Origin of the sequence: Streptomyces sp. NL15-2K (genome assembly GCF_030551255.1) — a bacterium.
Taxonomy (GTDB): domain Bacteria; phylum Actinomycetota; class Actinomycetes; order Streptomycetales; family Streptomycetaceae; genus Streptomyces.
This window is the reverse complement of record NZ_CP130630.1, coordinates 2,074,881-2,100,455: the sequence shown is the minus strand read 5'-3', so window position 1 is coordinate 2,100,455 and position 25,575 is coordinate 2,074,881. Positions and strand designations below refer to the sequence as shown.

The 25,575-nt window shown below is 72.1% G+C and carries 25 protein-coding genes; 11 read left to right on the top strand and 14 right to left on the bottom strand.

Translation table 11 applies throughout. The annotated features are described in order from the left end of the window. Window positions 1-50 precede the first annotated feature (50 nt). The gene (locus Q4V64_RS08865; protein ID WP_124443840.1) at window positions 51-1,289 is read right to left on the bottom strand and encodes a glycoside hydrolase family 18 protein; all 1,239 of its coding nucleotides are present in this window, start codon (window positions 1,287-1,289) and stop codon (window positions 51-53) included. A gap of 341 nt (window positions 1,290-1,630) precedes the next feature. On the opposite strand from Q4V64_RS08865, the gene Q4V64_RS08860 reads away from it, so the two are divergent. Then, on the top strand, window positions 1,631-2,803 hold the full coding sequence (locus Q4V64_RS08860; RefSeq protein ID WP_124443841.1) for an acyl-CoA dehydrogenase family protein: 1,173 nt from the start codon (window positions 1,631-1,633) through the stop codon (window positions 2,801-2,803). Here Q4V64_RS08860 and Q4V64_RS54840 read toward each other — a convergent pair. Together Q4V64_RS54840 and Q4V64_RS08855 are read right to left on the bottom strand one after the other, a co-directional pair. After that, window positions 2,766-3,020, bottom strand: a complete 255-nt coding sequence (locus Q4V64_RS54840; protein ID WP_124443842.1) for a hypothetical protein — start codon at window positions 3,018-3,020, stop codon at window positions 2,766-2,768. The two genes, Q4V64_RS08860 and Q4V64_RS54840, sit on opposite strands and share 38 nt — an antisense overlap. 245 nt (window positions 3,021-3,265) lie before the next feature. Further along, window positions 3,266-3,700: a hypothetical protein gene (locus Q4V64_RS08855; RefSeq protein WP_124443843.1), complete on the bottom strand. Its 435-nt coding sequence runs from the start codon at window positions 3,698-3,700 to the stop codon at window positions 3,266-3,268. A 267-nt stretch (window positions 3,701-3,967) separates the two neighbouring features. Here Q4V64_RS08855 and Q4V64_RS08850 point away from each other — a divergent pair, with 267 nt between their 5' ends. The 4 genes from Q4V64_RS08850 (at window position 3,968) to fxsA (ending at window position 8,059) form a co-directional block, all read left to right on the top strand. Then, window positions 3,968-4,408 (top strand): Lrp/AsnC family transcriptional regulator, encoded by a 441-nt coding sequence (locus Q4V64_RS08850; RefSeq protein WP_124443844.1) that lies wholly within the window; start codon window positions 3,968-3,970, stop codon window positions 4,406-4,408. Window positions 4,409-4,455: 47 nt separating this feature from the next. Then, window positions 4,456-6,057 (top strand): amidohydrolase, encoded by a 1,602-nt coding sequence (locus tag Q4V64_RS08845; RefSeq protein ID WP_124443845.1) that lies wholly within the window; start codon window positions 4,456-4,458, stop codon window positions 6,055-6,057. A 547-nt stretch (window positions 6,058-6,604) separates the two neighbouring features. Next, window positions 6,605-7,405, top strand: a complete 801-nt coding sequence (locus Q4V64_RS08840; RefSeq protein WP_124443846.1) for a polyprenol monophosphomannose synthase — start codon at window positions 6,605-6,607, stop codon at window positions 7,403-7,405. A gap of 96 nt (window positions 7,406-7,501) precedes the next feature. Further along, window positions 7,502-8,059: an FxsA family membrane protein gene (gene fxsA / locus Q4V64_RS08835; protein ID WP_124443847.1), complete on the top strand. Its 558-nt coding sequence runs from the start codon at window positions 7,502-7,504 to the stop codon at window positions 8,057-8,059. Window positions 8,060-8,190: 131 nt separating this feature from the next. Here the strand turns inward: fxsA and Q4V64_RS08830 are convergent, their stop codons facing one another. From Q4V64_RS08830 to Q4V64_RS08815, 4 genes are all read right to left on the bottom strand, one after another. Then, window positions 8,191-8,565, bottom strand: a complete 375-nt coding sequence (locus tag Q4V64_RS08830; protein WP_003977404.1) for an RNA polymerase-binding protein RbpA — start codon at window positions 8,563-8,565, stop codon at window positions 8,191-8,193. Window positions 8,566-8,832: 267 nt separating this feature from the next. Then, on the bottom strand, window positions 8,833-10,194 hold the full coding sequence (locus Q4V64_RS08825) for an MFS transporter (protein ID WP_124443848.1): 1,362 nt from the start codon (window positions 10,192-10,194) through the stop codon (window positions 8,833-8,835). Between the two features lie 57 nt (window positions 10,195-10,251). After that, entirely contained in the window at window positions 10,252-11,019 is a 768-nt protein-coding gene (locus Q4V64_RS08820; RefSeq protein WP_124443849.1) for a glycerophosphodiester phosphodiesterase, read from the bottom strand. After that, window positions 11,016-11,669 carry a hypothetical protein gene (locus tag Q4V64_RS08815; protein ID WP_124443850.1) on the bottom strand — a complete coding sequence of 218 codons (654 nt, stop codon included), beginning with the start codon at window positions 11,667-11,669 and terminating at the stop codon, window positions 11,016-11,018. The genes Q4V64_RS08820 and Q4V64_RS08815 overlap by 4 nt, the downstream gene beginning before the upstream one ends. A 98-nt stretch (window positions 11,670-11,767) precedes the next feature. Between Q4V64_RS08815 and Q4V64_RS08810 the strand changes: the two genes are divergently transcribed. After that, on the top strand, window positions 11,768-13,264 hold the full coding sequence (locus Q4V64_RS08810) for a PLP-dependent aminotransferase family protein (RefSeq protein WP_124443851.1): 1,497 nt from the start codon (window positions 11,768-11,770) through the stop codon (window positions 13,262-13,264). A gap of 22 nt (window positions 13,265-13,286) precedes the next feature. Here the strand turns inward: Q4V64_RS08810 and Q4V64_RS08805 are convergent, their stop codons facing one another. Together Q4V64_RS08805 and Q4V64_RS08800 are read right to left on the bottom strand one after the other, a co-directional pair. After that, window positions 13,287-15,035: a hypothetical protein gene (locus tag Q4V64_RS08805; RefSeq protein ID WP_124443852.1), complete on the bottom strand. Its 1,749-nt coding sequence runs from the start codon at window positions 15,033-15,035 to the stop codon at window positions 13,287-13,289. 40 nt (window positions 15,036-15,075) lie between these two features. Beyond that, on the bottom strand, window positions 15,076-15,270 hold the full coding sequence (locus Q4V64_RS08800; RefSeq protein WP_124443853.1) for a hypothetical protein: 195 nt from the start codon (window positions 15,268-15,270) through the stop codon (window positions 15,076-15,078). Window positions 15,271-15,531: 261 nt separating this feature from the next. On the opposite strand from Q4V64_RS08800, the gene Q4V64_RS08795 reads away from it, so the two are divergent. From Q4V64_RS08795 to Q4V64_RS08775, 5 genes are all read left to right on the top strand, one after another. Continuing rightward, a complete protein-coding gene (locus Q4V64_RS08795; RefSeq protein ID WP_124443854.1) occupies window positions 15,532-15,924 on the top strand; it encodes an ankyrin repeat domain-containing protein in 393 nt (130 codons plus the stop codon). 298 nt (window positions 15,925-16,222) lie between these two features. After that, window positions 16,223-17,641 carry a HEAT repeat domain-containing protein gene (locus Q4V64_RS08790; protein WP_124443855.1) on the top strand — a complete coding sequence of 473 codons (1,419 nt, stop codon included), beginning with the start codon at window positions 16,223-16,225 and terminating at the stop codon, window positions 17,639-17,641. Between the two features lie 201 nt (window positions 17,642-17,842). Next, window positions 17,843-18,976 carry a glycosyltransferase family 1 protein gene (locus tag Q4V64_RS08785; RefSeq protein ID WP_124443856.1) on the top strand — a complete coding sequence of 378 codons (1,134 nt, stop codon included), beginning with the start codon at window positions 17,843-17,845 and terminating at the stop codon, window positions 18,974-18,976. Then, the gene (locus tag Q4V64_RS08780; RefSeq protein ID WP_124443857.1) at window positions 18,973-20,136 is read left to right on the top strand and encodes a glycosyltransferase; all 1,164 of its coding nucleotides are present in this window, start codon (window positions 18,973-18,975) and stop codon (window positions 20,134-20,136) included. The genes Q4V64_RS08785 and Q4V64_RS08780 overlap by 4 nt, the downstream gene beginning before the upstream one ends. Then, entirely contained in the window at window positions 20,133-20,984 is an 852-nt protein-coding gene (locus Q4V64_RS08775) for an SGNH/GDSL hydrolase family protein (protein ID WP_124443858.1), read from the top strand. The genes Q4V64_RS08780 and Q4V64_RS08775 overlap by 4 nt, the downstream gene beginning before the upstream one ends. A gap of 18 nt (window positions 20,985-21,002) precedes the next feature. Here Q4V64_RS08775 and Q4V64_RS08770 read toward each other — a convergent pair whose 3' ends face one another. The 5 genes from Q4V64_RS08770 to Q4V64_RS08750 all read right to left on the bottom strand — a co-directional run bounded on the left by Q4V64_RS08770 (window position 21,003) and on the right by Q4V64_RS08750 (window position 25,445). Next, a complete protein-coding gene (locus tag Q4V64_RS08770) occupies window positions 21,003-21,872 on the bottom strand; it encodes a biotin-dependent carboxyltransferase family protein (protein ID WP_124443859.1) in 870 nt (289 codons plus the stop codon). Further along, window positions 21,869-22,507 carry an allophanate hydrolase subunit 1 gene (locus Q4V64_RS08765; protein ID WP_124443860.1) on the bottom strand — a complete coding sequence of 213 codons (639 nt, stop codon included), beginning with the start codon at window positions 22,505-22,507 and terminating at the stop codon, window positions 21,869-21,871. Before Q4V64_RS08765 ends, Q4V64_RS08770 begins: the two co-directional genes overlap by 4 nt. Next, window positions 22,504-23,262 carry a 5-oxoprolinase subunit PxpA gene (locus Q4V64_RS08760; RefSeq protein WP_124443861.1) on the bottom strand — a complete coding sequence of 253 codons (759 nt, stop codon included), beginning with the start codon at window positions 23,260-23,262 and terminating at the stop codon, window positions 22,504-22,506. Before Q4V64_RS08760 ends, Q4V64_RS08765 begins: the two co-directional genes overlap by 4 nt. A 63-nt stretch (window positions 23,263-23,325) precedes the next feature. After that, entirely contained in the window at window positions 23,326-24,147 is an 822-nt protein-coding gene (locus Q4V64_RS08755) for a putative hydro-lyase (RefSeq protein ID WP_124443862.1), read from the bottom strand. Further along, on the bottom strand, window positions 24,144-25,445 hold the full coding sequence (locus Q4V64_RS08750; protein WP_124443863.1) for an MFS transporter: 1,302 nt from the start codon (window positions 25,443-25,445) through the stop codon (window positions 24,144-24,146). The genes Q4V64_RS08755 and Q4V64_RS08750 overlap by 4 nt, the downstream gene beginning before the upstream one ends. Window positions 25,446-25,575 lie beyond the last annotated feature (130 nt).

The window sequence follows — 25,575 nt, the reverse complement described above, 5'->3', positions numbered from 1 at the left end:
CGTGGTCCTCCGCCCTGGGTCCCCGGGCCCCAAGTTCCCTGTGGACCCGCCTAGTTGATCGCCTTGATCAGCTCACCGCCCGCGGTGTCCCCGCTCAGCTCCCAGAAGAAGGTGCCGCCGAGGCCCTGCTGGTTCTTGTACGTCATCTTCGTCGCGATGGTCGCGGGGGTGTCGTAACTCCACCAGTTGGTCCCGCACTTGGCGTACGCGGTGCCCGCGACCGTCCCCGTCGCCGGGCACTTCGTCTTCAGCACCTTGTAGTCCTCGATGCCCTGCTCGTACGTCCCCGCCGCCGGGCCCGTCGCGGTGCCGCCCGGCGCCGACTGCGTGACGCCGGTCCAGCCGCGGCCGTAGAAGCCGATGCCGAGCAGCAGCTTCGAGGCCGGGATGCCGAGGCCCTTGAGCTTCGCGATGGTCGCCGAGCTGTGGTAGCCCGCCTTCGGGATGCCGGAGTAGGAGTTCAGCGGCGAGTGCGGAGCCGTCGGCCCGGTCGCGTCCCAGGCGCCGAAGTAGTCGTACGTCATCGGGTTGTACCAGTTGACGTACTGCGCCGCGCCCGCGTAGTCCGCCGCGTCGATCTTGCCGCCGGGCGTGGCGTCGGCGGTGATCGCCGCGGTGACGAGCGCACTGCTTGTGAACTTCGCACGCAGTGCGGCCATCAGGTTCTTGAATGCGGCCCGTCCGCTGGTGTCACATGTGGCGCCGCAGGCGTTCGGGTACTCCCAGTCGATGTCGATGCCGTCGAAGACGTCGGCCCACTTGGAGTTCTCCACCAGGTCGTAGCAGGACCGCGCGAACGCGGCCGGGTTCTTCGCGGCCTCGCCGAAGCCGCTCGACCAGGTCCAGCCGCCGAAGGACCACAGGACCTTGAGGTTCGGGTGCTTCTTCTTCAGCTCGCGCAGCTGGTTGAAGGTGCCGCGCAGGGGCTGGTCCCAGGTGTCGGCGACGCCGTCGACGGACTCGGCCGCGGTGTACGTCCGGTCGGTCGCCGCGTAGGCGTCGCCCATCGCGCACTTGCCGCCGGTGACGTTGCCGAAGGCGTAGTTGATGTGGGTGAGTCTCGCCGCTGAGCCCGAGGTCTCGATGTTCTTCACGTAGTACTTGCGGTCGTAGGTGCCCCATTCGGTGAAGTAGCCGATCACCTTGGAACCGGCGGCCTTCGCTCGGGGCGCCGTGGGGGTGGCGGTGGCCGTGCCCGCGCCGGCGAGCAGCCCGGCGCCGAGGACGGCGCAGCACACGGCGGAGACGAGCGCCCGGAACCGGGCGCGGGGACGGTGGGGAATGAGCATCGGGTGTCTCCTCGTGGGGGAGAGGGGAACGCGCGCTGATTGGCATGAACGCGATGAAGCGGTGCGCCGAACAGTAGGAGGACTAGACCAGTACGTCAATGGTTCGGACCAGGTTCGGAAGCCGAGGAAATCCTCCGCAGGCAGGTTTCTTGAAGTAAGCGGTCGTTAACTGGTGACGGTGTGCCTCCGATCGGGCATACTCACAGCGCAGAGCCGCTGGTCAGCAGCTTCCGTGACCCGGGAGTGCGAGCATCGGCCGGCACCCAGTGAGACCCGGCGGAACCGCCCCCACCCAAGGCGCACGCCCCGCCGATCTGCCCGACAGGGAGGAGAGCGTCGCCATGCCCGACCGCGCCCCGCAGCCGGTGGACCGGCAATTGCCCACGGACGAGGCCCGGGACCTGATCTCGCTCGTCCGCGACATCGCCCAGCGTGAGATCGCTCCGAAGGCGGCCGAGGAGGAGGACGCCGGGCGCTTCCCGCGCGAGGTCTTCACCCTGCTCTCCGAGTCCGGCCTGCTCGGCCTGCCGTACGACTCCGAGTACGGCGGCGGCGACCAGCCGTACGAGGTCTACCTCCAGGTCCTCGAGGAGCTCGCCGCGGCTCGTCTCACCGTCGGCCTCGGCGTCAGCGTGCACACCCTGGCCTCCTACGCGCTCGCCACCTACGGCAGCAAGGAGCAGCAGGTCGAGCACCTGCCCGCGATCCTCGGCGGCGGTCTGCTCGGCGCGTACTGCCTCTCGGAACCGTCGTCGGGTTCGGATGCGGCCTCCTTGCGCACCAAGGCGGTGCGCGAGGGTGACGACTGGGTGATCACCGGCACCAAGGCCTGGATCACGCACGGCGGCATCGCCGACTTCTACACGGTCATGGCGCGTACGGGCGAGGAGGGTCCGCGCGGCATCACGGCGTTCCTGGTGCCCGGCGACGCTCAGGGCCTGAGCGCCGCGGCGCCGGAGAAGAAGATGGGCATGAAGGGCTCGCCGACCGCGCAGGTTCATTTCGACGGCGTGCGGGTCCCCGACGAGCGGCGCATCGGCGACGAGGGCCAGGGCTTCGCGATCGCCCTGTCCGCGCTCGACTCCGGGCGGCTCGGTATCGCGGCCTGCGCCGTCGGCGTGGCCCAGGCGGCGCTCGACGAGGCAGTGGGGTACGCGACCGGGCGGCAGCAGTTCGGGCGGCCGATCGCCGACTTCCAGGGTCTGCGTTTCATGCTCGCGGACATGGCGACCCAGATCGAGGCCGGCCGGGCGTTGTACCTGGCGGCCGCGCGGCTGCGGGACGCGGGCCGGCCGTTCGCCAAGCAGGCGGCCATGGCCAAGCTGCACTGCACCGACACGGCGATGAAGGTGACCACCGACGCCGTCCAGATCCTCGGCGGATACGGCTACACCGCGGACTTCCCGGCCGAGCGCTATATGCGCGAGGCCAAGGTCCTGCAGATCGTCGAGGGCACGAACCAGATCCAGCGGATGGTCATCGCCCGTCACCTCGCGGGTCCCGAGAGCCGCTGAACTGACCGCGCGTGACCAGGGGCGCCACGAGCCTGACCCACTCCGGGTCGTGGCGTCCAGGCAGTGTGCGGCCCCGGTCGGCCCAAGTGCGCAGCAGGTCGCGGTAGATGGGCGGATCCTGCGGCTGCGGCTGCGGCGGCGCAAGTGGAACCGGTCTTGCCGGTGTGGGGACGAACAGGCGGCGCTGCCGCCCGATCGCTGTATAGGTGGGGGGCATACCGGGACAACGCGGAGGACGGCGGACAGGTCACCGCTCCCGGGAATCGGGCGTGAGTTCGCGGAGGTCGGGACGGGGCCGACCCGCGACGACTGTCCGACGTACCGTCAATCCGTCTGACACACCAGCGATCCGGTGCCGACGGCCTGGCGGGGCGTCAAGTCCCGCTCGGCGCACTGAACCCGCACCACGGCAGCCTGCGAAAGCCATGGTGCAGGTCAGTCACGAAAGTGGAGTGAGGCCGCTCAGGCGGCCTGGCGCCGCATGACGGGCACCCGGATCGGGCGGGACCCCGGGCCGCCCACGTGCGAGAAGGGCTGCGTCCGCCAGTCGAGTCCCTGAGGGAGCGTCAACAGCAGGGCGGTGTCCTGCTCCTGGGGCTCCACCGACTCGTCGGCCGGACGGGCCTCGGACGCGGCGCGGCCGGTACCGGCGCAGACCGTGAGTCCGAACGGGTTCCACGGCGAGGCGCACAGCGCGTGCTCCGGCAGGGCCTCCTCGTCCGCGAGCAGGGCGATGGGCTGCGCGCAGTCCGGGCAGATCACCCGGTACATCTCGAAGGTGTCGTACGCGTCGGGTTCGTCGTCGTAGGCGTCGGGTTCGACGCCCTCCGGCTCGGGCTCGACGACAGGCTGGAGTCGCTTGGGTGCCGTGCGACCAGGGCGCTTGAGACTCTGCATTGGGTTCTCCCCCTCGTGCTGGGCCGTGAAGGCGCTGCGGCCTCGACCACAGCAAGCACTTCCCGCCCCGTCTCGGCGGTAATCACGGGAACATCACGGAGCCCGTTCGAGGGCTGTGGCGTTCGTCACATGCCGCCCGCAGGTGCCCGGCGCGGTCGCTTTGTCCCCCAAACGGCTCACAGGCGGCTCTCGGCCACATCACAAACCGGGTATGACCTGCGCCGCTCGGTATCCGAAGAGATCAAGGGCACTGTAGGTTCTTGCGCCATGGAGGAGCTGGACCGACAAATCGTGCAGCTGCTCGTCAAGGACGGGCGGATGAGCTATACAGACCTGGGCAAGGCCACGGGCCTGTCCACGTCGGCCGTGCACCAGCGGGTGCGCCGGCTGGAACAGCGTGGCGTCATCCGTGGCTACGCCGCGGTCGTCGACGCCGAGGCAGTCGGGCTGCCGCTGACCGCGTTCATCTCGGTGAAGCCGTTCGACCCCAGCGCCCCGGACGACATCGCGGACCGCCTGGCCGATGTCCCCGAGATCGAGGCCTGTCACAGCGTCGCGGGCGACGAGAACTACATCCTCAAGGTGCGCGTGGCCACCCCGCACGAACTGGAGGAGCTGCTGGCGCGGCTGCGCTCGCTCGCGGGGGTGTCCACGCGGACGACGGTCGTGCTGTCGACGCCGTACGAGGCGCGGCCGCCGCGCATCTGACCGACCTGCGTGCCGGGGGGCTCAGGCGAGGCGCGAGACTGTTGCCCATGAGTGAGCGCACCCCCGAGCCGAACACCGTCCTGCTGCGTCGCGGAGAAGTCCACAGTCCGGCCGACCCCTTCGCGACAGCGATGGTCGTCGAGCGCGGCCAGGTCGCCTGGGTCGGCTCAGAAGGCGCCGCCGACGCCTTCGCGGACGGCGTCGACGAGGTCATCGACCTGGACGGCGCCCTCGTCACCCCCGCGTTCACCGACGCCCATGTGCACACCACGTCGACGGGCCTCGCGCTCACCGGCCTCGATCTGTCCGACGCGCCCTCCCTGGAGGCGGCCCTGATCCTCGTACGGGACTTCGCCGCCGCCCGTCCGCACGACCGGGTTCTGCTCGGCCACGGGTGGGACGCCTCCCGCTGGCCCGGCGGCCGTCCCCCGACGCGCGCCGAACTCGACGAGGCGACGGACGGCCGCCCCCTCTACCTGAGCCGGATCGACGTCCACTCGGCGGTCGTCACGACGGCCCTGCTGGACATGAGCCCCGGCCTCGGCGTGACGGACGGCCCCCTCACCGCCGACGCCCATCACGCCGTACGCGCCGCCGCGTTCGCAGCCGTGACGCCGCACCAGCGCACCGAGGCCCAGCGCACCGCTCTCGCCCGCACCGCCTCCCTCGGCATCGGCACGGTCCATGAGTGCGCGGGGCCGGAGATCTCCTCCGAGGACGACTTCACCGGCCTCCTGAAGCTCGCCTCCGAGCAGGCCGGCCCGCGGGTCGTCGGCTACTGGGCCGAGCAGGACGTCCCCAAGGCGCGCGAGCTGGGCGCGATCGGCGCCGCCGGCGATCTGTTCGCCGACGGTGCCCTCGGCTCGCACACCGCCTGCCTGCACCAGCCGTACGCCGACGCCGACCACACGGGCACCGCCTACCTGGACGCGGCCGCCGTGGCCGCCCACGTCATCGCCTGCACCGAGGCGGGCCTTCAGGCGGGTTTCCACGCGATCGGCGACGCCGCCGTGAGCGCCGTCGTCGAGGGCGTGCGCGCCGCCGCCGAGAAGCTCGGCCTCGCCCGTGTCCGGGCCGCCCGCCATCGCGTCGAGCATGCCGAGATGCTCACGCCCGAGACGATCGCGGCCTTCGCCGAACTCGGCCTCACCGCGTCCGTCCAGCCCGCCTTCGACGCCCTGTGGGGCGGCGAGGACGGTATGTACGCCGCGCGCCTGGGCGCCGACCGGGCCCGCACCCTGAACCCCTTCGCCGCCCTGCTGCGAGCCGGTGTCCCGCTCGCCTTCGGCTCGGACAGTCCGGTCACTCCCCTGGACCCCTGGGGCGCGGTCCGCGCGGCCGCCTTCCACCGCACCCCGGAACACCGGATCTCCGTACGGGCCGCGTTCACCGCGCACACGCGCGGCGGCTGGCGGGCGATCGGGCGGGACGACGCGGGGGCCCTGGTGCCCGGCGCGCCCGCGGACTACGCCGTGTGGCGCACCGAAGCGCTGGTGGTCCAGGCCCCCGACGACCGGGTCGCCCGCTGGTCGACCGACCCCCGCTCCGGCACGCCCGGTCTGCCCGACCTCACTCCGGGCCGTGACCTGCCCGTCTGCCTGCGTACCGTGGTGGGCGGACGGACGGTTTTCGTACGGCCGGGCGAGTGATCTCCCGGGGTGGCGGAGCGCCGATCGGCCGCCCCCGGCGCGTCGCGCGACCTGCGTATCCTCCGCACTGACCAGGGCATTGACCGAAAACCCGCAGGTCGAACGGCTGTTGACAGTCGATGGCAGCGGGCCGGTAGGTTCGGCCGAGTCCACCACCGGACGCCCGACCGGGGAACGTCCACGACTCGTCGCGGAGCCGCTGGGTCAGGGACGGTGTGCCGCACCGGGGCACCGCCACTGGGAGCCAGGCTCAGCGCCCGTGCCAGGGCGAGGGAACGTTCCGGCCGGTCGGGGAGGTGTGACCCGGGTGGGGCCCGGGCGCTCAGTAGACAACGGCTTTCGGTCGACTCGCAGCCAGCGGGTCCCAGGTCGGCCCGAAGGGCGCCGGGCCCCCATCCGCAGAACGCGAGGTGAACGCCCGGCGGCCGAAAATCGCACACTTACCCCGCTCTTGTGGAAACGACACCACCATACGAACGTCTTGTCACGTCATCGCAGGCGGCGGCCACTATGGTGGACCTCTGCGTATGGACATGAAGGGGCAGCAGTGAACGACGGCGACGGGACCCTCGCGGCACAGGATCGGGGGAGACAGTTCGGCCCGCTCGGCACGGCGTTGGTGATCATTCCGACCTACAACGAGGCGGAGAACATCAAGGCGATCGTCGGCCGGGTGCGCAAGGCCGTCCCCGAGGCGCACGTGCTCGTCGCCGACGACAACAGCCCGGACGGCACGGGCAAGCTCGCCGACGAACTCGCCGCCGAGGACGACCACGTCCAGGTCCTGCACCGCAAGGGCAAGGAAGGCCTGGGCGCCGCCTACCTGGCGGGCTTCCGCTGGGGCATGGAGAAGGGATACGGCGTCCTGATCGAGATGGACGCCGACGGCTCCCACCAGCCCGAGGAACTGCCCCGCCTGCTGACCGCCCTCAAAGGCGCCGACCTGGTCCTGGGCTCCCGCTGGGTGCCCGGCGGCCGGGTCGTGAACTGGCCGAAGTCCCGCGAGTTCATCTCCCGTGGCGGCAGCCTGTACTCGCGCCTCGCCCTGGACCTGCCGCTGCGCGACATCACCGGCGGCTACCGTGCCTTCCGCCGCGAGACCCTGGAGGGCCTCGGCCTCGAAGAGGTGGCCTCCCAGGGCTACTGCTTCCAGGTCGACCTCGCCCGCCGCGCCGTCAAGGCCGGCTACCACGTCGTCGAGGTGCCCATCACCTTCGTCGAGCGGGAACACGGCGACTCCAAGATGAGCCGTGACATCCTCGTCGAGGCGCTGTGGCGGGTCACGACGTGGGGCGTGGGCGAGCGGGTCGGCAAGATCGTCGGCCGGGGCAAGCCCTCGCAGCCGTAGGAACACCGCCGCACAGAAACGGTTGATCTCCCACCGCAGAGAAACGGTTGATCTCCGCTTATCCCGTACTGAGCCGTGCCCAGGCACACTGGATGCATGACGACTGGCGCTCCGACACCCACGTACCCCGCCCGGCCCCGGCGCTCCCGGCTGCGCACGTTCCTGCCGCTGGGCATCGCCGCCTGGCTGGTGCTGGAGATCTGGCTGCTGACCGTGGTCGCGGGCGCGGCGAGCGGGTTCACGGTGTTCCTGCTGCTGCTCGCCGGTTTCGTGCTCGGCTCGGTGGTCATCAAGCGGGCGGGCCGGCGCGCCTTCCAGAACCTGAACGAGGCGCTGCAGCGGGGCGGGACCCCGAGTTCGAACGGCGGCGGCAACGGCCTGATGATGCTCGGCGGCCTGCTCCTGATGATCCCCGGCATGATCTCGGACGCGGTGGGTCTGCTCCTGCTGATCCCGCCGGTCCAGAAGGTCCTCAGCAACTACGCCGAGCGCACTGTCGAGCGCAAGCTGCGCGAGGCCGCCCCGGGCACCCTGGGCGACGCCTTCCAGCAGGCCCGTATGCACCGCCCCGACGGCAAGGTGGTTCCGGGGGAGGTCATCCGGGACGAACCGGGCGACACCCCGCAGGACCCGCGCCCGCCGCTGACGCGCTGAGCGGCTCCAGGGGGTGGGCCGGGCGAGCCGCTCTGCCGCAAAACGAAAACCGCGGGCGCCGTACGTCGACTTCACGTACGGCGCCCGCGGTTACTCGCGTGCTGTGTAAGTCCGCTCCCGGTCCCGCTGGACTACGCCGACTTTCGGCTGTCCCTCGGGTGGACCGCGATGTTCATCGCGCCGGAGCGGAGAACGGCCAGGCGCTCCTCGAGGACCTCTTCGAGTTCCTCGCGGGTACGCCGCTCCATCAGCATGTCCCAATGCGTACGCGCGGGCTTGGCCTTCTTCTCTTCAGGGCCGTCGCCGTCCACGAGGAGTGCCTGGGCCCCGCAGACCTTGCACTCCCACTCCGGCGGGATCTCCGCCTCGACCGAGAAGGGCATCTCGAAGCGGTGCCCCTTCTCGCATGCGTACTCCACGGCCTGGCGTGGGGCCAGGTCGATGCCGCGGTCCGTCTCGTAGCTGGTCACCACGAGGCGCGTGCCGCGAAGAGCTCGCTCACTCATGAATCGTGCCTCCCGGGCTTGTCGCCCACAGGACAGGTGTCGCTGTCGTCGTCATCCGGTCAACGTCCGGTCGGCGGTAAAGATTCCCGTTCCGTGTCCCGTTCCGGGTCATGCGTCGCCGTCGTAGCCGCCCCTTGTTGTACCCACCAGTGCCCGGTTTGTCACATCTGCTAGCAGATGTCACCCAGCGTTTCGGCTTCTTTGACGCGCAGTAACGGTACGCCTGGCAGGCCAAACGCGTACACTACAGCGCTTTCGTGTTGAACGCTAAATCCTTTCGGGAACCGGGTTCCCCGCCGCACCGATGGCCCGCCGTACCGGAACCCGTGCCAGCAGCACGAATCCGATGACGAAGAAGACCACCAGCGAGATGATCGCGTCCCGGTAACTTCCGGTCACCTGGTAGGTGAGCCCGAACAGCAGCGGGCCCAGCCAGCTCATGCCGCGGTCGCTCATCTCGTACGCCGAGAAGTATTCGGCCTCCTTGCCGGGCGGGACGAGATGCGAGAACAGCGAGCGGGACAGCGCCTGGCTGCCGCCGAGGACGAGTCCGATCCCGGCGGCCAGCACGAAGAACCACGCCGGGGCGCCCGCGGGCAGGAAGTAGCCCGCGCCCAGCGTCACCGTCCAGGCGATCAGTGAGCCGAGGATCGTGCGCTTCGCCCCGTACCTCCGGGCCAGCCGGCCCATCCCCAATGCCCCCGCCACCGCCAGCACCTGGACCAGCAGCACGGCTCCGATGAGCGTCGACTGCCCGAGTCCCAGCTCCTCGGAGCCGTAGATCGAGGCCTGGGAGATCACGGTCTGGATGCCGTCGTTGTAGATGAGGTACGCCAGCAGGAAGGCGAGCGTCAGGGGGTGACGGCGCATGTCGCGGACGGTCGCGGCGAGCTGACGGAAGCCGAGAGCCGCCGGCTTCGCCGCCTCCTTCGCGTCCCCCTCGGCGCAGTGGCGGTCGCGCAGCCGTCGTAGGGGGACGAGGGCGAAGGCGCCCCACCACAGGCCGGCGGACGCCAGGCAGATGCGGACCGCCGCGCTCTCCGAGAGGCCGAAGGAGTCGTGACCGGTGTAGAGGACGAGATTCACGACCAGCATCAGCGAGCCCGCCGCGTATCCGAAGGCCCAGCCCCGGGAGGAGACCGCGTCGCGCTCCTCGGGCGGGGCGATCTGCGGCAGATACGAGTTGTAGAGCATCATCGCCACGGACTGCGCGGCATTCGCGACGATCAGCAGGACGCCACCGAGCAGATAGCGGTCGCCGTCGAGGAAGAACATGGCCGTCGTCGCCGCGGCTCCCGTGTAGGCGGCGGCCGCCAGGAGGGGCTTCTTGCGGCCCGTGCGGTCGGCGGCGGCGCCGACCAGGGGCATCAGCAGCACGGCCACGATCACCGACAGGGACACCGAGTAGGCGAAGAAGGACCCGGCGCGCACCGGGATCCCGAGAGGGTGCACGAAGCCGTCGGCGTCCGCCGCCGAGTCGGCGACCGACGTCAGATAAGGACCCAGGAACACGGTGAGCACGCTGGTCGAGTAGACGGAGCAGGCCCAGTCGTAGAAGTACCAGCCGCGCTGTTCGCGCCGCCGTTCGGCGGCCTCGGCCGCTTCCGTCCGCACGGTGCCGGTGCCCACCCGTGCCCTCGCTTCCCCGTGAGAGGTGCCGCGCGAAGGCATCCGGCCCCTGGGGGTTCAGACCCAGACGCCCCGGTCCTCCATGACCTTGCGCAGCGTGTCGATGTGATCGGTCATGATGCCATCGACTCCCAGGTCCAGGAGCCGGTGCATGCTCTCCGGCTCGTTGACCGTCCACACGTGGACCTGCAGCCCGCGCGCGTGTGCGGTGCGGAGGAAACGGTGGTCCACCACCTGGATGCCGGACTGGACCTCGGGCACCTGCGCGGCCACCGCGGAGCGGCGCACCACCGCCGGCAGGCCCCAGGAGCGCAGCCGCAGATTGAGCACACCACGGGTGCCGTACGACGTCGCCAGGCGCGGCCCGGCCAGCCGCTGGGCGCGGACCACCCGGGCCTCGGCGAACGAGCCGACGCAGATCCGGTCCCAGGAGTTCGTGCGCTCGATCAGCTCCAGGAGGGGCAGCAGCGCCGACTCCGCCTTGACGTCGATGTTCCAGCGGGCCTCCGGGAAGGCCTCCAGGAGCTCTTCCAAGAGGGGAACCGGTTCCTTGCCCGCCACGCGCGCGTGCCGTACGTCCTTCCACATCAGATCCGCGATCCGGCCCGCCCCGTCGGTCACCCGGTCCAGGGTCGCGTCGTGGAAGGCGACGAGCTTGCCGTCCGCCGTGGCGTGGACGTCGGTCTCCAAGTAGCGGTAGCCCGCCTCGACCGCGCGCCGGAACTGCAGCTCGGTGTTCTCCAGGCCCTCGGCCGTACCGCCGCGATGGGCGAAGGGGATCGGGCCGGGATGGTCGAGATAGGGGTGGCGTATCCGCGTGCTCACGGTCGAAGTATCGCTCGCCGGGGTTGCCCGGTGGCAACGGCCGCGCTGCCGTCGGGTGCCGAAGGGAGGGCGAACACGCGCAGGAAGATCTGGGCGAGCGGTCCGATGGACACCGCGTACAGGAGGGTGCCGACCCCGATGGTGCCGCCCAGGGCGAAGCCGGTCGCCACGACCGCCACCTCGACCGCCGTCCGCATCAGGCGGATCGAACGGCCGGTGCGCTGGTGCAGTCCGGTCATCAGGCCGTCCCGGGGGCCCGGTCCGAAACGGGCGGCGATGTAGAGGCCGGTGGCCACGCCGTTGAGCAGGATGCCGGCGACAAGAAGAGGAATCCGTACGGCGAGCGTGCCCGTCTCGGGGACCGCGGCGAGCGTGGCGTCCATGGCGATACCGACCACGAAGACGTTGGAGACCGTACCGAGGCCGGGGCGCTGACGCAGCGGGATCCACAGGAGCAGCACCGCCGCGCCCACGACGATCGACACGACGCCGATCGTCAGACCGGTCAGTTCGGCGAGGCCTTGGTGCAGTACGCCCCACGGTTCCAGGCCGAGGCCCGCCTCGACGAGGAGGGCGGAGCTGGCTCCGTACAGTGCGAGACCGGCGTACAGCTGGATCAACCGCCGTCCCAGACGGCTCTTCGTGGACAAGACATGCCCCCCTGGTGGTAGTGGCCTGACGCGTGTCACCCTGGGGCTTGGGTGGAAACGTCATCCATGGCCAATCCGGGGAAGGTGGACTGATTTCCATGGCGCAGTGGACCTCGGCAGTGGGTGCCGCACAACTCGCCCGGCTGCTCAACTCCCAGCAGGACCGCCCGGCGGGCCCGGGCACACGCCGTCCGCCCGCCTACCGTGCGCTCGCCGACGGCATCCGGCTGCTGGTGCTCGAAGGGCGCGTGCCGGTGGCCGCCCGGCTGCCCGCCGAACGCGAACTGGCCCTGTCCCTCTCCGTCAGTCGCACCACGGTCGCCGCCGCCTACGAGGCACTGCGCGCCGAGGGGTTCCTGGAGTCCAGACGCGGAGCCGGGAGCTGGACGGCGGTGCCGGCCGGGAACCCGCTGCCCGCCCGCGGTCTCGAACCCCTGCCGCCCGAGGCCCTCGGTTCGATGATCGACCTGGGCTGCGCGGCGCTCCCCGCGCCCGAGCCGTGGCTGACCCGAGCGGTCCAGGGCGCCCTGGAGGAGCTGCCGCCGTACGCCCACACACACGGCGACTATCCGGCCGGCCTGCCCGCGCTGCGCTCGATGATCGCCGAACGCTACACCGCGCGCGGGATACCGACGATGCCCGAGCAGATCATGGTGACGACGGGCGCGATGGGCGCGATCGACGCGATCTGTCATCTCTTCGCGGGGCGGGGTGAGCGGATCGCGGTCGAGTCGCCCTCGTACGCCAACATCCTCCAGCTGATGCGGGAGGCCGGCGCCCGGCTCGTGCCCGTCGCCATGGCCGAGGGCCTCACCGGCTGGGACATGGACCGCTGGCGGCAGGTGCTGCGGGACGCCGCGCCCCGGATGGCGTACGTCGTCGCCGACTTCCACAACCCCACCGGCGCGCTCGCCGACGACGACCAGCGGCGGCGGCTGGTGGAGGCGGCGCGGTCGGCGGGGACCGTGCTCGTGGTCGACGAGACGATGAGCGAGCTGCACCTCGACGAGGACCTCGAGATGCCGCGGCGCGTGTGCGCCTTCGATCCGGCCGGGTCGACGGTCATCACGGTCGGGTCGGCCAGCAAGGCGTTCTGGGCGGGGCTGCGCATCGGGTGGGTGCGGGCGGCGCCGGATGTGATCCGCAGCCTGGTCGCGGCGCGGGCCTACGCGGATCTGGGCACGCCGGTGCTGGAGCAGTTGGCCGTGAACTGGCTGTTCAGCACGGGGGGTTGGGAGCAGGCCGTGGGGCTGCGGCGCGATCAGGGGCGGGAGAACCGGGACGCGTTGGTGGCGGCTCTACGGCGGGAACTGCCGACGTGGGAGTTCGAGGTGCCGAAGGGCGGGTTGACGCTGTGGGTGCGGGCAGGGGGGCTTTCGGGCTCGCGGCTTGCGGAGGTGGGGGAGCGGGTCGGGGTGCGGGTGCCGTCGGGGCCGCGGTTCGGGGTGGACGGGGCGTTCGAGGGGTATGTGCGGTTGCCGTTCACCGTGGGAGGTGCGGTGGCGGAGGAAGCGGCTGCTCGGTTGGCCGGCGCGGTGCGGCTTGTGGAGAGCGGGTCCGGGGGCGGGGAGACGCCTCGTACGTTCGTTGCGTGAAAGCGGCGCCCGCGGGCCGGCCCTAGGGAGAGGCGCTCTCCGCCACCACGGCCTCCGAAGGCACCGGCTGCGTCTCCATCGGCTCCATTTCCACCGGCTGCGCCTTCACCAGCCCCGCCTCCACCGGCCCCGTTTCCACCAGATCCGCCTTCACCAGTCCCGCTTCCACCAGACCCGCTTCCACCGGCCCCGTTTCCACCAGATCCGCCTTCACCAGACCCGCTTCCACCGGCCCCGCCTCCACCTGCTCCCCGTCCGCCGGCATCGTCCGCTCCGGCAGCAGCGCCAGCACCGCCTGCCGGTCCGCCTCGCTCGTCGCGTCGTCGTAGGGGTCGGGTGTCGCCGGGACCTGGAGGCGGTGGACCGGCCCCGTGCCCAGGCGGGCGTAGCCGCGGCCGGGCGGGACCTGGGCGATCGGGGTGGTGTGCGGGGGCGCGCCCAGGACCGTTTCCAGTTGCCCGGCCGTGGCCGGGCCGAGGACGACACGCGCGCGCGTGTGCTGTCGTACGGCCTCGCTCAGGGCGTCCGCGCTGTCGAACTGCTCGGCCACGACCACGGTCACGTTCACCGCGCGGCCGTGCCGCAGCGGCACCTGGAGCAGGGACTGGGGATCCTTGCGGCCGTCGGCCGCGGCGAGGTGGACGAAGGCGCTCGGGCGGTCCAGGAGGAGCCACAGGGGGCGCTTGGTGTCCTCGGGCGGCGGGTGACCCGCCTGCCGGGTCTGGTTGACCGCGATGAGCCGGCGCTCCGTCTCGGTGGCCGCCCACTCGAGGCTCGCCAGAGCCCCGGCCAGGCCGCACTCCACCGCCAGGACGCCGTCCCGGCCGGTCAGGCACGCGTACTCGCCGGTGCCGCCGCCCTCGACGATCACGATGTCGCCGTACCGCAGGGCCTGGAGGGCGATGGAGCGCAGCAGGGTCGAGGTGCCGCTGCCGGCCTGGCCCATGACCAGGAGGTGCGGCTCGGTGGAGCGGATGCCCGTGCGCCAGACGACCGGCGGCATGTCCCGCTGTTCCTCGCCGTGGGTGAGGGGAAGCGTGCGCTGGACCTCGGTGGGGTCGGTGAAGCCGAGGACCGTCTCGCCGGGGGCCGTGACGAAGCGCTGGGCGGCGATGTCGGTGGGCAGCGGCGGCAGCACGGTGACCGTGAGCTCGTTGCCCTCCTCGTCCCAGGCGAAGTGGTACTCGCGGCCGCGGCCCGACTTCGAGTGCAGCAGCTGCTCGATCCGGGTGCGGGAGTCGGCCTCGCCGTCGGTGAAGTACGCCGGGTAGCGGACCACGAGATGCGTGATGCGGCCCGTCTCGTCGAACTCGTGGACGGGGAAGGCCTTGTCCCACCCCCCGCCGTGGGAGTAGAGGGGAGCCGGATCCTCGGCGGCCGAGAAGTACGGCACCAGCGCCTCGTACAGCGATTGCAGGCGCTGCGCCTGCGACTCGTCCGGTCCGTCCGGTTTCGCCTGCTTGCCGTCCCGCCCCTGCCAGGCTGCCGCCGCCATCAGGGTGATGACGGCGAGCAGCGGGCCGTACGGAACGAGCGCCACGATCAGGATCACCGAGGCCACCAGGAACAGCAGCGCCCCGCGCTTGTCCTTGGGGGTGTCGGCCCACTTGCGCCGCCCGGCCGAGGCCAGTCGGCGCAGACCGCGGGTGATCGTGATCAGCGGCTGGAGAACGTCGGTGGCGCTGTCGGCCGCCGTCCGGGCCAGCTCCCGGCTCCGGGCGATCTGCGCGCTGCCTGTGCTCAGGATGCGGGGGAGGGGGCGCCGGGCCACTGCTGTCTCCTGAAGGTGCGTACGGGCGGGAGGAACGGCGTCAGAACTTGATGCCGCCGATGAGGCTCGCCAGGCTCTCGCCGCCGGCCTTGATGCTCGGCGCGATGGCCGTACTGGCCAGGTAGAAGCCGAACAAGGCGCAGATCAGGGCGTGCGACGCCTTCAGGCCGTCCTTGCGGAAGAAGATGAAGACGACGATGCCGAGCAGAACGACGCCTGAGATGGAGAGGATCATGTGAGTGCTCCTGGTTCGTGGGGACAGTCACGATGAGTACTTCCAGGCTCACAGGATGTATCCATACTATTAAAGGTGCAACTGGGTGAAATTCGGATTATTTCCCTCGATTGGCGGAGCTCTCCTGGGCGGGTCGGACTGGGCTCTTGCCTCCGACCGGGTCCGTGGTGATCTTTACCTCCGGCAGATCGGGTCATGTGCGGCGCGAGCCAGTACGCTGGCGATTCACCTGAACGGTTGTACTGAGAGGCGGTCCACTCCATGAGTGAAGCCCCCGACCCCGAGGTCGTGGAGCTGGCGACCAAGATCTTCGATCTGGCCCGGCAGGGACAGACGGAGGCGCTCGTGGCGTACGTCGACGCGGGTGTCCCGGCCAACCTCACCAACGACCGCGGCGACTGTCTGGTGATGCTCGCCGCCTACCACGGCCACGCCGAGGCGGTGCGTGCCCTGCTCGCCCGGGGCGCCGAGGCCGACCGTGTCAACGACCGAGGCCAGACGCCACTCGCCGGGGCCGTCTTCAAGGGTGAGGAAGAAGTGATCAAGGCCCTCCTGGAGGGCGGGGCCGACCCGGCCGCCGGCACGCCGTCGGCCGTCGACACGGCTCGGATGTTCGGCAAGACACCGTTGCTCGAATTGTTCGGCGCACCCTGATACGCATGTCCTGAACAGGGCAAACACAGAAAACGGGGGAGGCGGTAACCGGCCGCCGAAATTTCGGTCGCGGTAGATGTAACTGCCGAGTCATCATGACGTCGTGATTCACGGACGCGATGGCGGGGCAGGTGATGCCGCACCGCGCGGGCCGTGACGGTCCGCATGGGCCACCGACGAGAGGCAGAGGAAGATGGCTTACAGCAAGCAGGAAACGGCGGGCGCCCCGACGCGTTGTCACGCGGCCAGGTAATGCACGTCCCCGGTTGCGTCGACGCTTGATGTGAGGCTGTTTCCCATGTTCGATCCGGTCATAGCGCCCAGCGGTACGCTGCTCGGCCTGCTCCAGCGGGGCCGCGGCGACGGCACTCTGCACGCGCTCACCGCCCCGCGCGGCGAAGCGCTCGCGGCACTGAACCACTGCGTGCTGCGCGACCCCCGCCACGACTGGCAGGTGGAGAACCGCTCTCTGTACTACGCCCGTCTCTACCTCGACCTGAACGGCGAGCTGGACGAGATCGAGGCACACCTCTTCGACGTCGAGGACGCCCTCGACACCGAGGAGTCACGCACCGGGCTGGCCCTCGCCGTCCTCGGTCACCTCGCCTCCTACGGCAGGCGGGACGCGCTCGAACTGCTGCGCCGGTACGCCGCCCACGGCTCCAACTGGGCCTGGGCCCTGGACGAGCTGGCGCTGCGTGACGACGACGCCGGGCTGCGTGCCCTCGCGGCGCCCGTCCTGGCGCGCTTCTCCACCGACGCCGAGGGGGAGGCCGAACTGGCCGCCGTCGTGCGCGACGCCTTCGAACCGAGGCCCTGGCGGCTGTGGGCGGAGGATCCGCGCGAATCCATCGCCACGCGCGTGCGTGCGGCCCACGAAGCCGGCTGTTTCGACCGCTGGCAACGGCAGATGCGACCGAGCGGGCCCCGCCCGGGATGGAGCGTGCAGGCCGTCTTCGAATGGGCCCAGCAGGGCATCGAACGCGGCGCCGCGCTCCATGTCCCCGCCGCCCGCTGTCTCAGCGCCGTCGCGGGCCCCGAGGACCGGACGGAGATCGTCCAGGCCGCCAAGGACGGCTCCGACGGCGCCCGCTGCACCGCCTTGCGCTATCTCGCCGACAGCAACGATCCGGATGCCCTCGACCTCATCGAGGTCGCCGTGGCCACCGGTTCGGCGGTCGTCGTGGAAGCCGCCTTGGACGCCTTCGAACGCATGCGCGGTGTCGCCGCCGTCAACCGGGCGCGCGTCTGGGCCCGACGGCCCGATCCCCTCGGCGCCGCCGCCGGACGCATGCTCGCCTGCCGGGGCGGAGCGCAGGACAGCGACCACGTCCTCGCGGCGCTCCGGGAGGCCGTACGGGGCGAGGGCCCCGACGCGCCGACCCTGTGGACCCTCGTCGACGGCGCCGGACGGCTCGGCATCGCCTGCGCGGCCCCCGTACTCCGGCACATCTACCGCGAGACCGCCTCCTCCCACCTACGCGGCCGGGCCGCCCGCGCCCTCGCCGCCACCGACCCCTCCTTCGCCACCGGGTTCGCCGTCGAGTGCCTCTGGGACTGCGAGGAGACCACCCGCGAGATCGCCGCCCGGCACGCCGAGACCGGTGACGCCCGGGTCGTGGAGCGGCTGCGCCGGCTCGCCGCCGATCCGGCCGAGGAGGACGAGGTCCAGACAGCCGTACGCAGCCGGATCGGACCGGACGCGGCAGCCATGTGAAAACCGGCCTCCGGAGCGCCCGTCGGACGAACGCGCCGGGCACGGGTCCGCCCACTGGGTGAACTCGGGGTGACCCGCGGGTCAGTCGGGCATGGACACGGTCTGACCTGCTCGGGTGTGCAGCGGAACGCTCACGGGACGTTCCTCCGCCGGAAAGATCCTCGTTGACGCGGCCACGTCCGGTAAGGCGACAACACGGGTATGCGTGTCGTCATCGTGACCGAATCCTTTCCCCCCGATGTGAACGGCGTGGCCCACTGCGCGCTCCAGACCGCCCGGCACCTCGTAGATCGCGGTCACTCTCCGCTCGTCGTCGCGCCGGCCACCGCGGCCGGTATCGGGCAGCCCGACGCCTTGGCGCCGTGCCCCGTCGTCCGTGTCCCCTCCCTACCCCTCCCGGGCTACCCCCAGGTCCGCGTCGCCCTCCCCAGCCGACGCGTCGCCGCGGCCATCACCGAGCACCGCGCCGACCTCGTCCACCTGGCCAGCCCCTTCATCCTCGGCGTCCGCGGCATGGCCGCCGCCGCCCGGCTCGGCATCCCCGCCGTGGCCGTCTACCAGACCGACCTCGCCGGATACGCCCGCACCTACGTGCACGCCGGCGAGGCCGCTGCCTGGCGGCGCATACGTTCCGTCCACACGGCCGCCGACATCACCCTCGCGCCCTCCAGCGCGGCCCTGCACGACCTGGAGTCACACGGTGTGCCCCGGGTGAAGCTCTGGCCGCGGGGCGTGGACACCGTGCGCTTCCGGCCCGACCTCCGGGACGAGGCGCTGCGCCGCGAACTCGCCCCGAACGGCGAGCTGATCGTCGGGTACGTCGGCCGGCTCGCCCCGGAGAAGCAGGTCGAGCTCCTGTCCGGCGTATGCGGCCTGGACGGCGTCCGGGTCGTGGTCGTCGGCGACGGGCCGAGCCGGCCCGGGCTGGACCAGACGCTGCCGGGCGCGGTCTTCCTGGGCCGCCGCACCGGCGACGAACTCGCCCGGATCTTCGCCTCCCTGGACGTCTTCGTGCACACCGGCCCCTTCGAGACCTTCTGCCAGACCGTGCAGGAGGCCATGGCGAGCGGCGTGCCCGTCGTCGCACCCGCCGTCGGCGGCCCGCTGGACCTGGTCGCCCACGGGCGCACCGGCTTCCTGGTCCCGCCGCGCGACGCGGACGCCGTACGGGACGCGGTGTGGTCCCTGGCCGCCGACCCCGGCCTGCGCACCGCGTACGGCGCCGCCGCGCGCGCGACGGTCGAGGGACGCACCTGGGCGGCCGTCGGCGACCAGCTGATCGGGCACTACGCGAACGTGCTCGCCGGCCGGAAGACGGCGGTGGTGGCGGCATGACCGGGCAATCGCTGAGGATCGTACGGCTGGCGAACTTCGTCGCGCCCACGTCCGGCGGTCTGCGCACCGCGCTGCGCGAACTCGGCAAGGGCTTCAAGACGTCGGGCCACGAACCCGTGCTCATCGTGCCCGGTCAGCACGCGAGCGACCGCGAGACGGAGCAGGGACGGGTGATCACCCTGCCCGGTCCGCTGCTGCCGGGCACCGGCGGCTACCGCGTGCTCACCGACAAGCGGCGCGTGGCCCGGCTCCTGGAGGACTTGGCCCCGGACCGCCTGGAGGTCTCCGACCGCACGACGCTCAGGTGGACCGGCAAGTGGGCGCGGCGCGCCCGGGTCCCCGCCGTGATGGTCTCCCACGAGACCGCCGACGGCGTGCTGCGCACCTGGGGCCTGTCGGAGAAGTCGGCCCGGCGTGCCGCCGACGCCCTCAACGTCCGTACGGCACACACCTACGCGCGCGTGGTGTGCACCACGGAGTTCGCCGAACGGGAGTTCGTACGGATCGGCGCGCGCAATGTCGTCCGCGCGCCACTGGGCGTCGACCTGGTGCAGCGGCACCCGGCGCTGCACGATGCCGGGCTGCGCGCCCGGCACGCGCGCGTGGACGAGTCGCTGCTGGTGATGTGCACCAGGCTGTCCGTGGAGAAGAGGCCCGGCACCGGACTGGACGCCCTGGAGGCGCTGGTACGGCGGGGGCGGCGGGCCGTGCTCGTGGTGGCCGGGGACGGACCGCTGCGGTCGCGTCTCGAACAGCGGGCGCGGGAGCGCCGGCTGCCGGTGACCTTCCTCGGGCACGTCTCCGACCGCGGCTTGCTGGGCTCGCTGCAGGCGTCCGCCGACGTGTGCCTGGCGCCGGGGCCCGCCGAGACGTTCGGGCTGGCCGCGCTGGAGGCGATGGCCTGCGGCACGCCCGTGGCGGTCAGCGCCTCCTCCGCGCTGCCGGAGGTGATCGGCTCCGCCGGGGCCGTCGCCGCCGACCACGGGGGCGCCTTCGCGGACGCCGTGGAGATGCTGCTCGAACGGCCCGAGGAGGAGCGGCGGGAGGTCGCACGCGCGCGTGCCGAGTGCTTCGGGTGGGACACGGCGGTGGCCGCGTTCCTCGCCGCGCACGACGCGGCGGCTCCGGTACGGCCCTTTGTGCCCGGGGGCGTGGGATGAGACCGCCACGTTTCGTGGCTCTCGGCGACTCGCTGACCGAAGGTGTGGGCGATCCCGTCGGCGACGGGTGGCGCGGCTGGGCCGCGCTGCTCGCCGGCGGGCTGGCCGAGGAGCCCGTGCGGTTCACGAACCTCGCGGTGAGCGGGTCGCAGACGCGTGACGTGCTGGAACGGCAGCTGCCCGCCGCGCTGGCGCTGCGGCCCGACATCGCGTCCGTCGTCGTCGGCGTCAACGACACCCTCCGCTGCACCTTCGACATCCACGCCGTGGCCGCCCGCCTCGACACGGCGTACGCCGCCTTCGCCGAGCAGGGCGCGGTCCTGCTCACCGCCTGTCTGCCGGACCCCGGCGCGATGCTCGGGCTGCCCGGCGCCCTGGCCCGCCCGCTGGCCCGGCGGCAGCGCGCGGTCAACGCCGTCGTGCACGCGCTGTCCGACCGGTACGGGGCCGTGCACCTGCACGCCTGTGAGGGCGCGTGGCTCACGGACCGCGCGATGTGGAGCGCGGACCGGCTGCATCCCGGCGAGCGGGGGCACCGGCAGCTGGCCGTGCGCTTCCACGCGCTGCTCGCGGAGCGCGGCCTCGCGACCGGGGCCGCCCCCTCGCCCCAGCCCGAGTTCCCCGCGCCCACCAAGTCGGCGAGCCTGTGGTGGCTGGCCACCGCCGGTACCGGCTGGGTGGCCCGCCGGTGCACCGACCTGCTGCCCCAGCTCCTGACCCTCGCCGCCGGCGAGATACGGCACCGCGCGCGCGGGACGAGCGCCCGGCTCGACCTGCGGACGGCCCACGCGGTGTCGGCGGCACTGGCCGCGCTGTCGGTGGGGGAGCAGCAGCCGGACGCGGCCTAGGCCCTGTCGTCCAGGACTTCAGCGGCGGCGTACTGCCACGAAGCGGACCGGCGTTCCCGGCACCGCCTGGGCGGCGGCCGGGAGGTCGCTCGCGCGGACGACCGCGATCACCGGGTAGCCCCCGGTGGTCGGGTGGTCGGCGAGGAAGACCACCGGCCGGCCGTCGGGCGGGACCTGGACCGCGCCCAGCACCATGCCCTCGCTGGGGAGTTCGCCGGACAGGGCCCGCTCCAGGGCGGGCCCCTCCGTGCGCAGTCCGATGCGGTTGCTCATGGGGGACACCCGGTACGGGCGCGAGGTGAGCGTCCGTACGGCCTCCGGCGTGAACCAGTCGTGGCGCGGGCCGGGTGTGACGCGCAGGACGAGTTCGGCCGGGGGCGCCGGCTGTGGGGCGACGTCCACGCGCGCGTGGACGTCGCCCGGGCTTCCCAGGGGCAGCACCGAGCCGTTCGTGAGCGGTGCCGGGCCGAGGCCGGACAGGAGGTCCGTGGAGCGGCTGCCGAGGACCGGCTCGACGGCGATGCCGCCGGAGACGGCCACATAGCTGCGTATCCCGGAGACGGCCGCGGCGACGTCCAAGAGCGCACCGGCGGGTACCCGTACCGGCGCGCCCCAGGGGGCCGGGCGTCCGTCCACCGTGACCGGGCAGGGCGCGCCCGCCACGGCCACGGTGACCGTCGAACGGGGCCGCACCGCACAGCCGTTGAGCGTGGTCTCCAGGACGGCGGCCTCGGGCCGGTTGCCGACCAGCCGGTTGGCGAGGGCCGCCGCCGGGCCGTCCAGTGCCCCGGAGCGGGGCACCCCGAGGTGGGCGTGCCCGGGACGCCCCAGGTCCTGCACAGTGGTCAACGCCCCCGCGCGTACGACGGAGAGCGCGCGGTCCGTCATGCGGCACCCACCGGTCGCCCGGGAAAGTCCACGGGGACGAAGCGCACACGCGTGCCCGGCGACAGCAGCGCGGCGGGCACGCGCGCGTGGTCCCACAGCACGGCGTCCGTGGTGCCGATCAACTGCCAGCCGCCCGGCGACGAACGGGGGTACACGCCCGTGTACGGACCCGCCAGGGCCACTGAGCCGGCGGGGACGGCCGTACGCGGAGTGGCCCGGCGCGGGACGTCGTAGCGCGGCGGCAGGCCGGTCAGGTAGCCGAAGCCGGGGGCGAACCCGCAGAAGGCGACGGTGAATTCGGTGGCCGCGTGGATCCGGGCGACTTCCGGCTCCGGCACGCCCCAGTGGGCGGCGACCTCGGCCAGGTCGGGGCCGTCGTAGCGCACCGGCAGCTCGATCGCGTCCCGCGCGCGTGGGGGCGCGGGCGGCACCTCGGAGGCGGCCAGCTCGGACGCCAGGCGGGCCGGATCGCCGAGGCCGTCGAGGAGGACCGTGCGGGCCGCGGGGACGATCTCGCGGACCGTCAGCGAGCCCTCCGCGCGGCGCCGCACGAGCTCGGCGTGCAGGGCCTGGGCCTCCTCGCCCGAGGCCACCTCGACGAGCAGGGCGCCGTCACCGACGGGCAGCGCCCTCATGCGAAGGCCTCCACCCGTACACCGGAGGTCTCCAGCCGCTCCCGGACCCGGCGGGCCAGGTCCACCGCGCCAGGCGTGTCGCCGTGCAGGCACAGGGAACGCGCGCGTACCTCGATGCGCGCCCCGGAGTGGGAGGTGACCTCACCGAGGCGGGCGAGGCTCACCGACCGTTCGACGACGGCCTCCGGGTCGGTGACCACGGCGCCGTCCTGGCCGCGCGGCACGAGCGTTCCCTGCTCGGTGTACGCGCGGTCCGCGAACGCCTCCGTGACGGTCGGCAGGCCCGCCTTCCCGGCCAGCTCCAGCAGCCGCGAGCCGGGCAGCCCGAGCACGGGCAGCGTGGCGCCGGCGAGGAGCACCCCGTCGACGACCGCGCCGGCCTGCTCCTCGTCGTGCACGACGCGGTTGTAGAGCGCGCCGTGCGGTTTGACGTACGACACGCGCGAGCCCGCCGCCCGCGCGAACACTTCCAGGGCGCCGATCTGGTAGGCCACCTCGGCCGCCAGTTCGGCGGGCGGCACGTCCATCGCGCGCCGCCCGAACCCCGCCAGGTCCCGGTAGGAGACCTGGGCGCCGATCCGTACCTCGCGTCCGGCCGCCAGCTCGCACACCCGCCGCATGGTGGCCGCGTCCCCGGCGTGGAAGCCGCAGGCCACGTTGGCGCTGGTGACGACGGTCAGCAACTGTTCGTCGTCGGTCAGCCGCCAGCGGCCGAAGCCCTCGCCGAGGTCGGCGTTGAGATCGATCGAGGTCATGGATCCGTGGGTCTCCTGGTCGTCTGGTCTGCTGTCAGGATCTGCCGCTGGCAGGGTCTTCTGTCAGGCCACGCGGTACTGCTCGTCGCGGGCGTCCGTGATGAGCATCTGTCCGGGGGCGTGAGTGAGGGCGAACGGCGGGTGCGAGGCCATCACCGCGGCCTGCGGGGTCACACCGCAGGCCCAGAACACCGGGATGTCGTCCGGCTCGGCGTCCACCGGATCGCCGAAGTCGGGGCGGCCGAGATCGTCGATGCCGAGGCCCTCCGGCGGCCCGCAGTGTACGGGGTCGCCGTGCACCTCGGGCATCAGCCGGCTCTCCCTGATCGCCGTCTCCAGGTGCGTGGGCGGCACCGGACGCATCGAGACCACCAGGGGGCCGTGCAACCGTCCAGCGGGGCGGCACCGGCGGCTGGTGACGTACATGGGGACGTTGCTCCCCTGCTCGATGTGGCGCATCGGAACGCCGGCCTCGGACAGCGCCCACTCGAAGGTGAAGCTGCAGCCGATCAGGACGGACACCAGGTCGTCACGCCAGTGGGCGAGCACATCCGTGGGCTCGTCCACCAACTCGCCCTCCCGCCACACCCGGTAGCGCGGCAGATCGGTGCGCAGGTCCGCACCGGGAGCCAGGACCGTGCTCCAGGCACCGGCGTCGGTGACGTCGAGGACCGGGCAGGCCTTCTTGTTGCGGAAGCAGAACAGCAACACGTCGTACGCCCAGTCGCGCGGCACCGTGAGCAGGTTCGCCTGTGTGTGGCCCGCCGCGACCCCGGCGGTCGGGCCCGTCAGGCCCGTACGGAAGCGGGTCCGGGCCTCTTTCGCGCTCCACGCGTGCGCGTGCTCGTCGACTGCGGCGACGGGACGGTCTTCGGTGCGATTCACGCCAGTTCCTTCCCACGCGTCTCCGGCAGACCAAGGAGCGCCAGGGCGGCAATCCCGTAACCGATCGCGCCGAAGACCAGCGCGCCGCCCACGCCCCAGCTGTCGGCCAGGAAGCCGACGGTGGTGGGGAAGACGGCGCCCACGGCGCGGCCGGTGTTGTACGTGAAGCCCTGTCCGGTGCCCCGCACCGCCGTCGGGTACAGCTCGCTCAGGTAGGACCCGAAGCCGCTGAAGATCGCCGACATGCAGAAGCCGAGCGGGAAACCGAGCACCAGGAGCAGGGTGTTGGCGCCGCTCGGGATGTTCGCGTACGCCAGGATGCACAGCGCCGACAGCAGGGCGAACAGCCAGATGTTGCGCCGGCGGCCTAGCCGGTCGGTGAGGTAGCCGCCGGTCAGGTAGCCGAGGAAGGCCCCCGAGATCAGGAACGTCAGATAGCCGCCGGTGCCGACGACCGACAGATCGCGTTCCGTCTTCAGGTAGGTCGGCACCCAGGTGGCGAGGGTGTAGTAGCCGCCCTGGACGCCGGTGGAGAGCAGGACCGCGAAGACCGTCGTGCGCAGCAGGCCGGGTTTGAAGATCGCCGTGAACGAGCCCTTGTCGGAACTCCGCTCGCGGACCGCGACCGCCTCGGGGGCGTCCTGCACCCGGCGCCGCATCCAGATGACCAGCAGCGCGGGCAGCGCGCCGGTCCAGAACATCACCCGCCAGGCCAGGTCGTCACCCAGGAACGAGAAGACCAGCGTGTACATGATCACGGCCAGTGCCCAGCCCACGGCCCACGAGCTCTGGATCGCGCCGAGCGTACGACCCCGGTGCTTGGCGCTCGCGTACTCGGCGACCAGGATCGCGCCGACCGCCCACTCCCCGCCGAAACCGAGGCCCTGCAGGGCGCGGAAGACCAGCAGGGTCTCGTAGTTGGGCGCGAAGCCGCAGGCGACGGTGAAGACCGCGTAGGTGATCACCGTGATCATCAGCGCCTTCACCCGGCCGACGCGGTCCGCGAGCACGCCCGCGAGGGCGCCGCCGATCGCGGAGACCACCAGCGTGACGGTGGTGAAGAGGCCGGTCTGCCCGCTGTCCAGGCCGAAGTACGCGGCCAGCGCGACCATGCTCAGCGGCAGCGTGAAGTAGTCGTACGAGTCCAGGGCATAGCCGCCGAAGGCGCCCGCGAAGGCGCGGCGACCGCGCGGGCCGAGGGCGCGCAGCCAGCCCAACGCCCCGTCGTCGGCGGGGCGTTCATCCAGGGGTGGAGGTGTGTCGGTGGACAGGGCCTGTGGTCGAGGGGTCGTGCTCATGGGCACCTCGCAGAGGGAGGACGGAGGGTGCGTGAGGAACTGAGCCGTGCCGTGCGGAAGCCGTCGGAGCCGCGGTGAGCGGGCGGAGCCGTTCGTAGCAAGGTAGAGGATCGTTGAACGATCCTTCAAT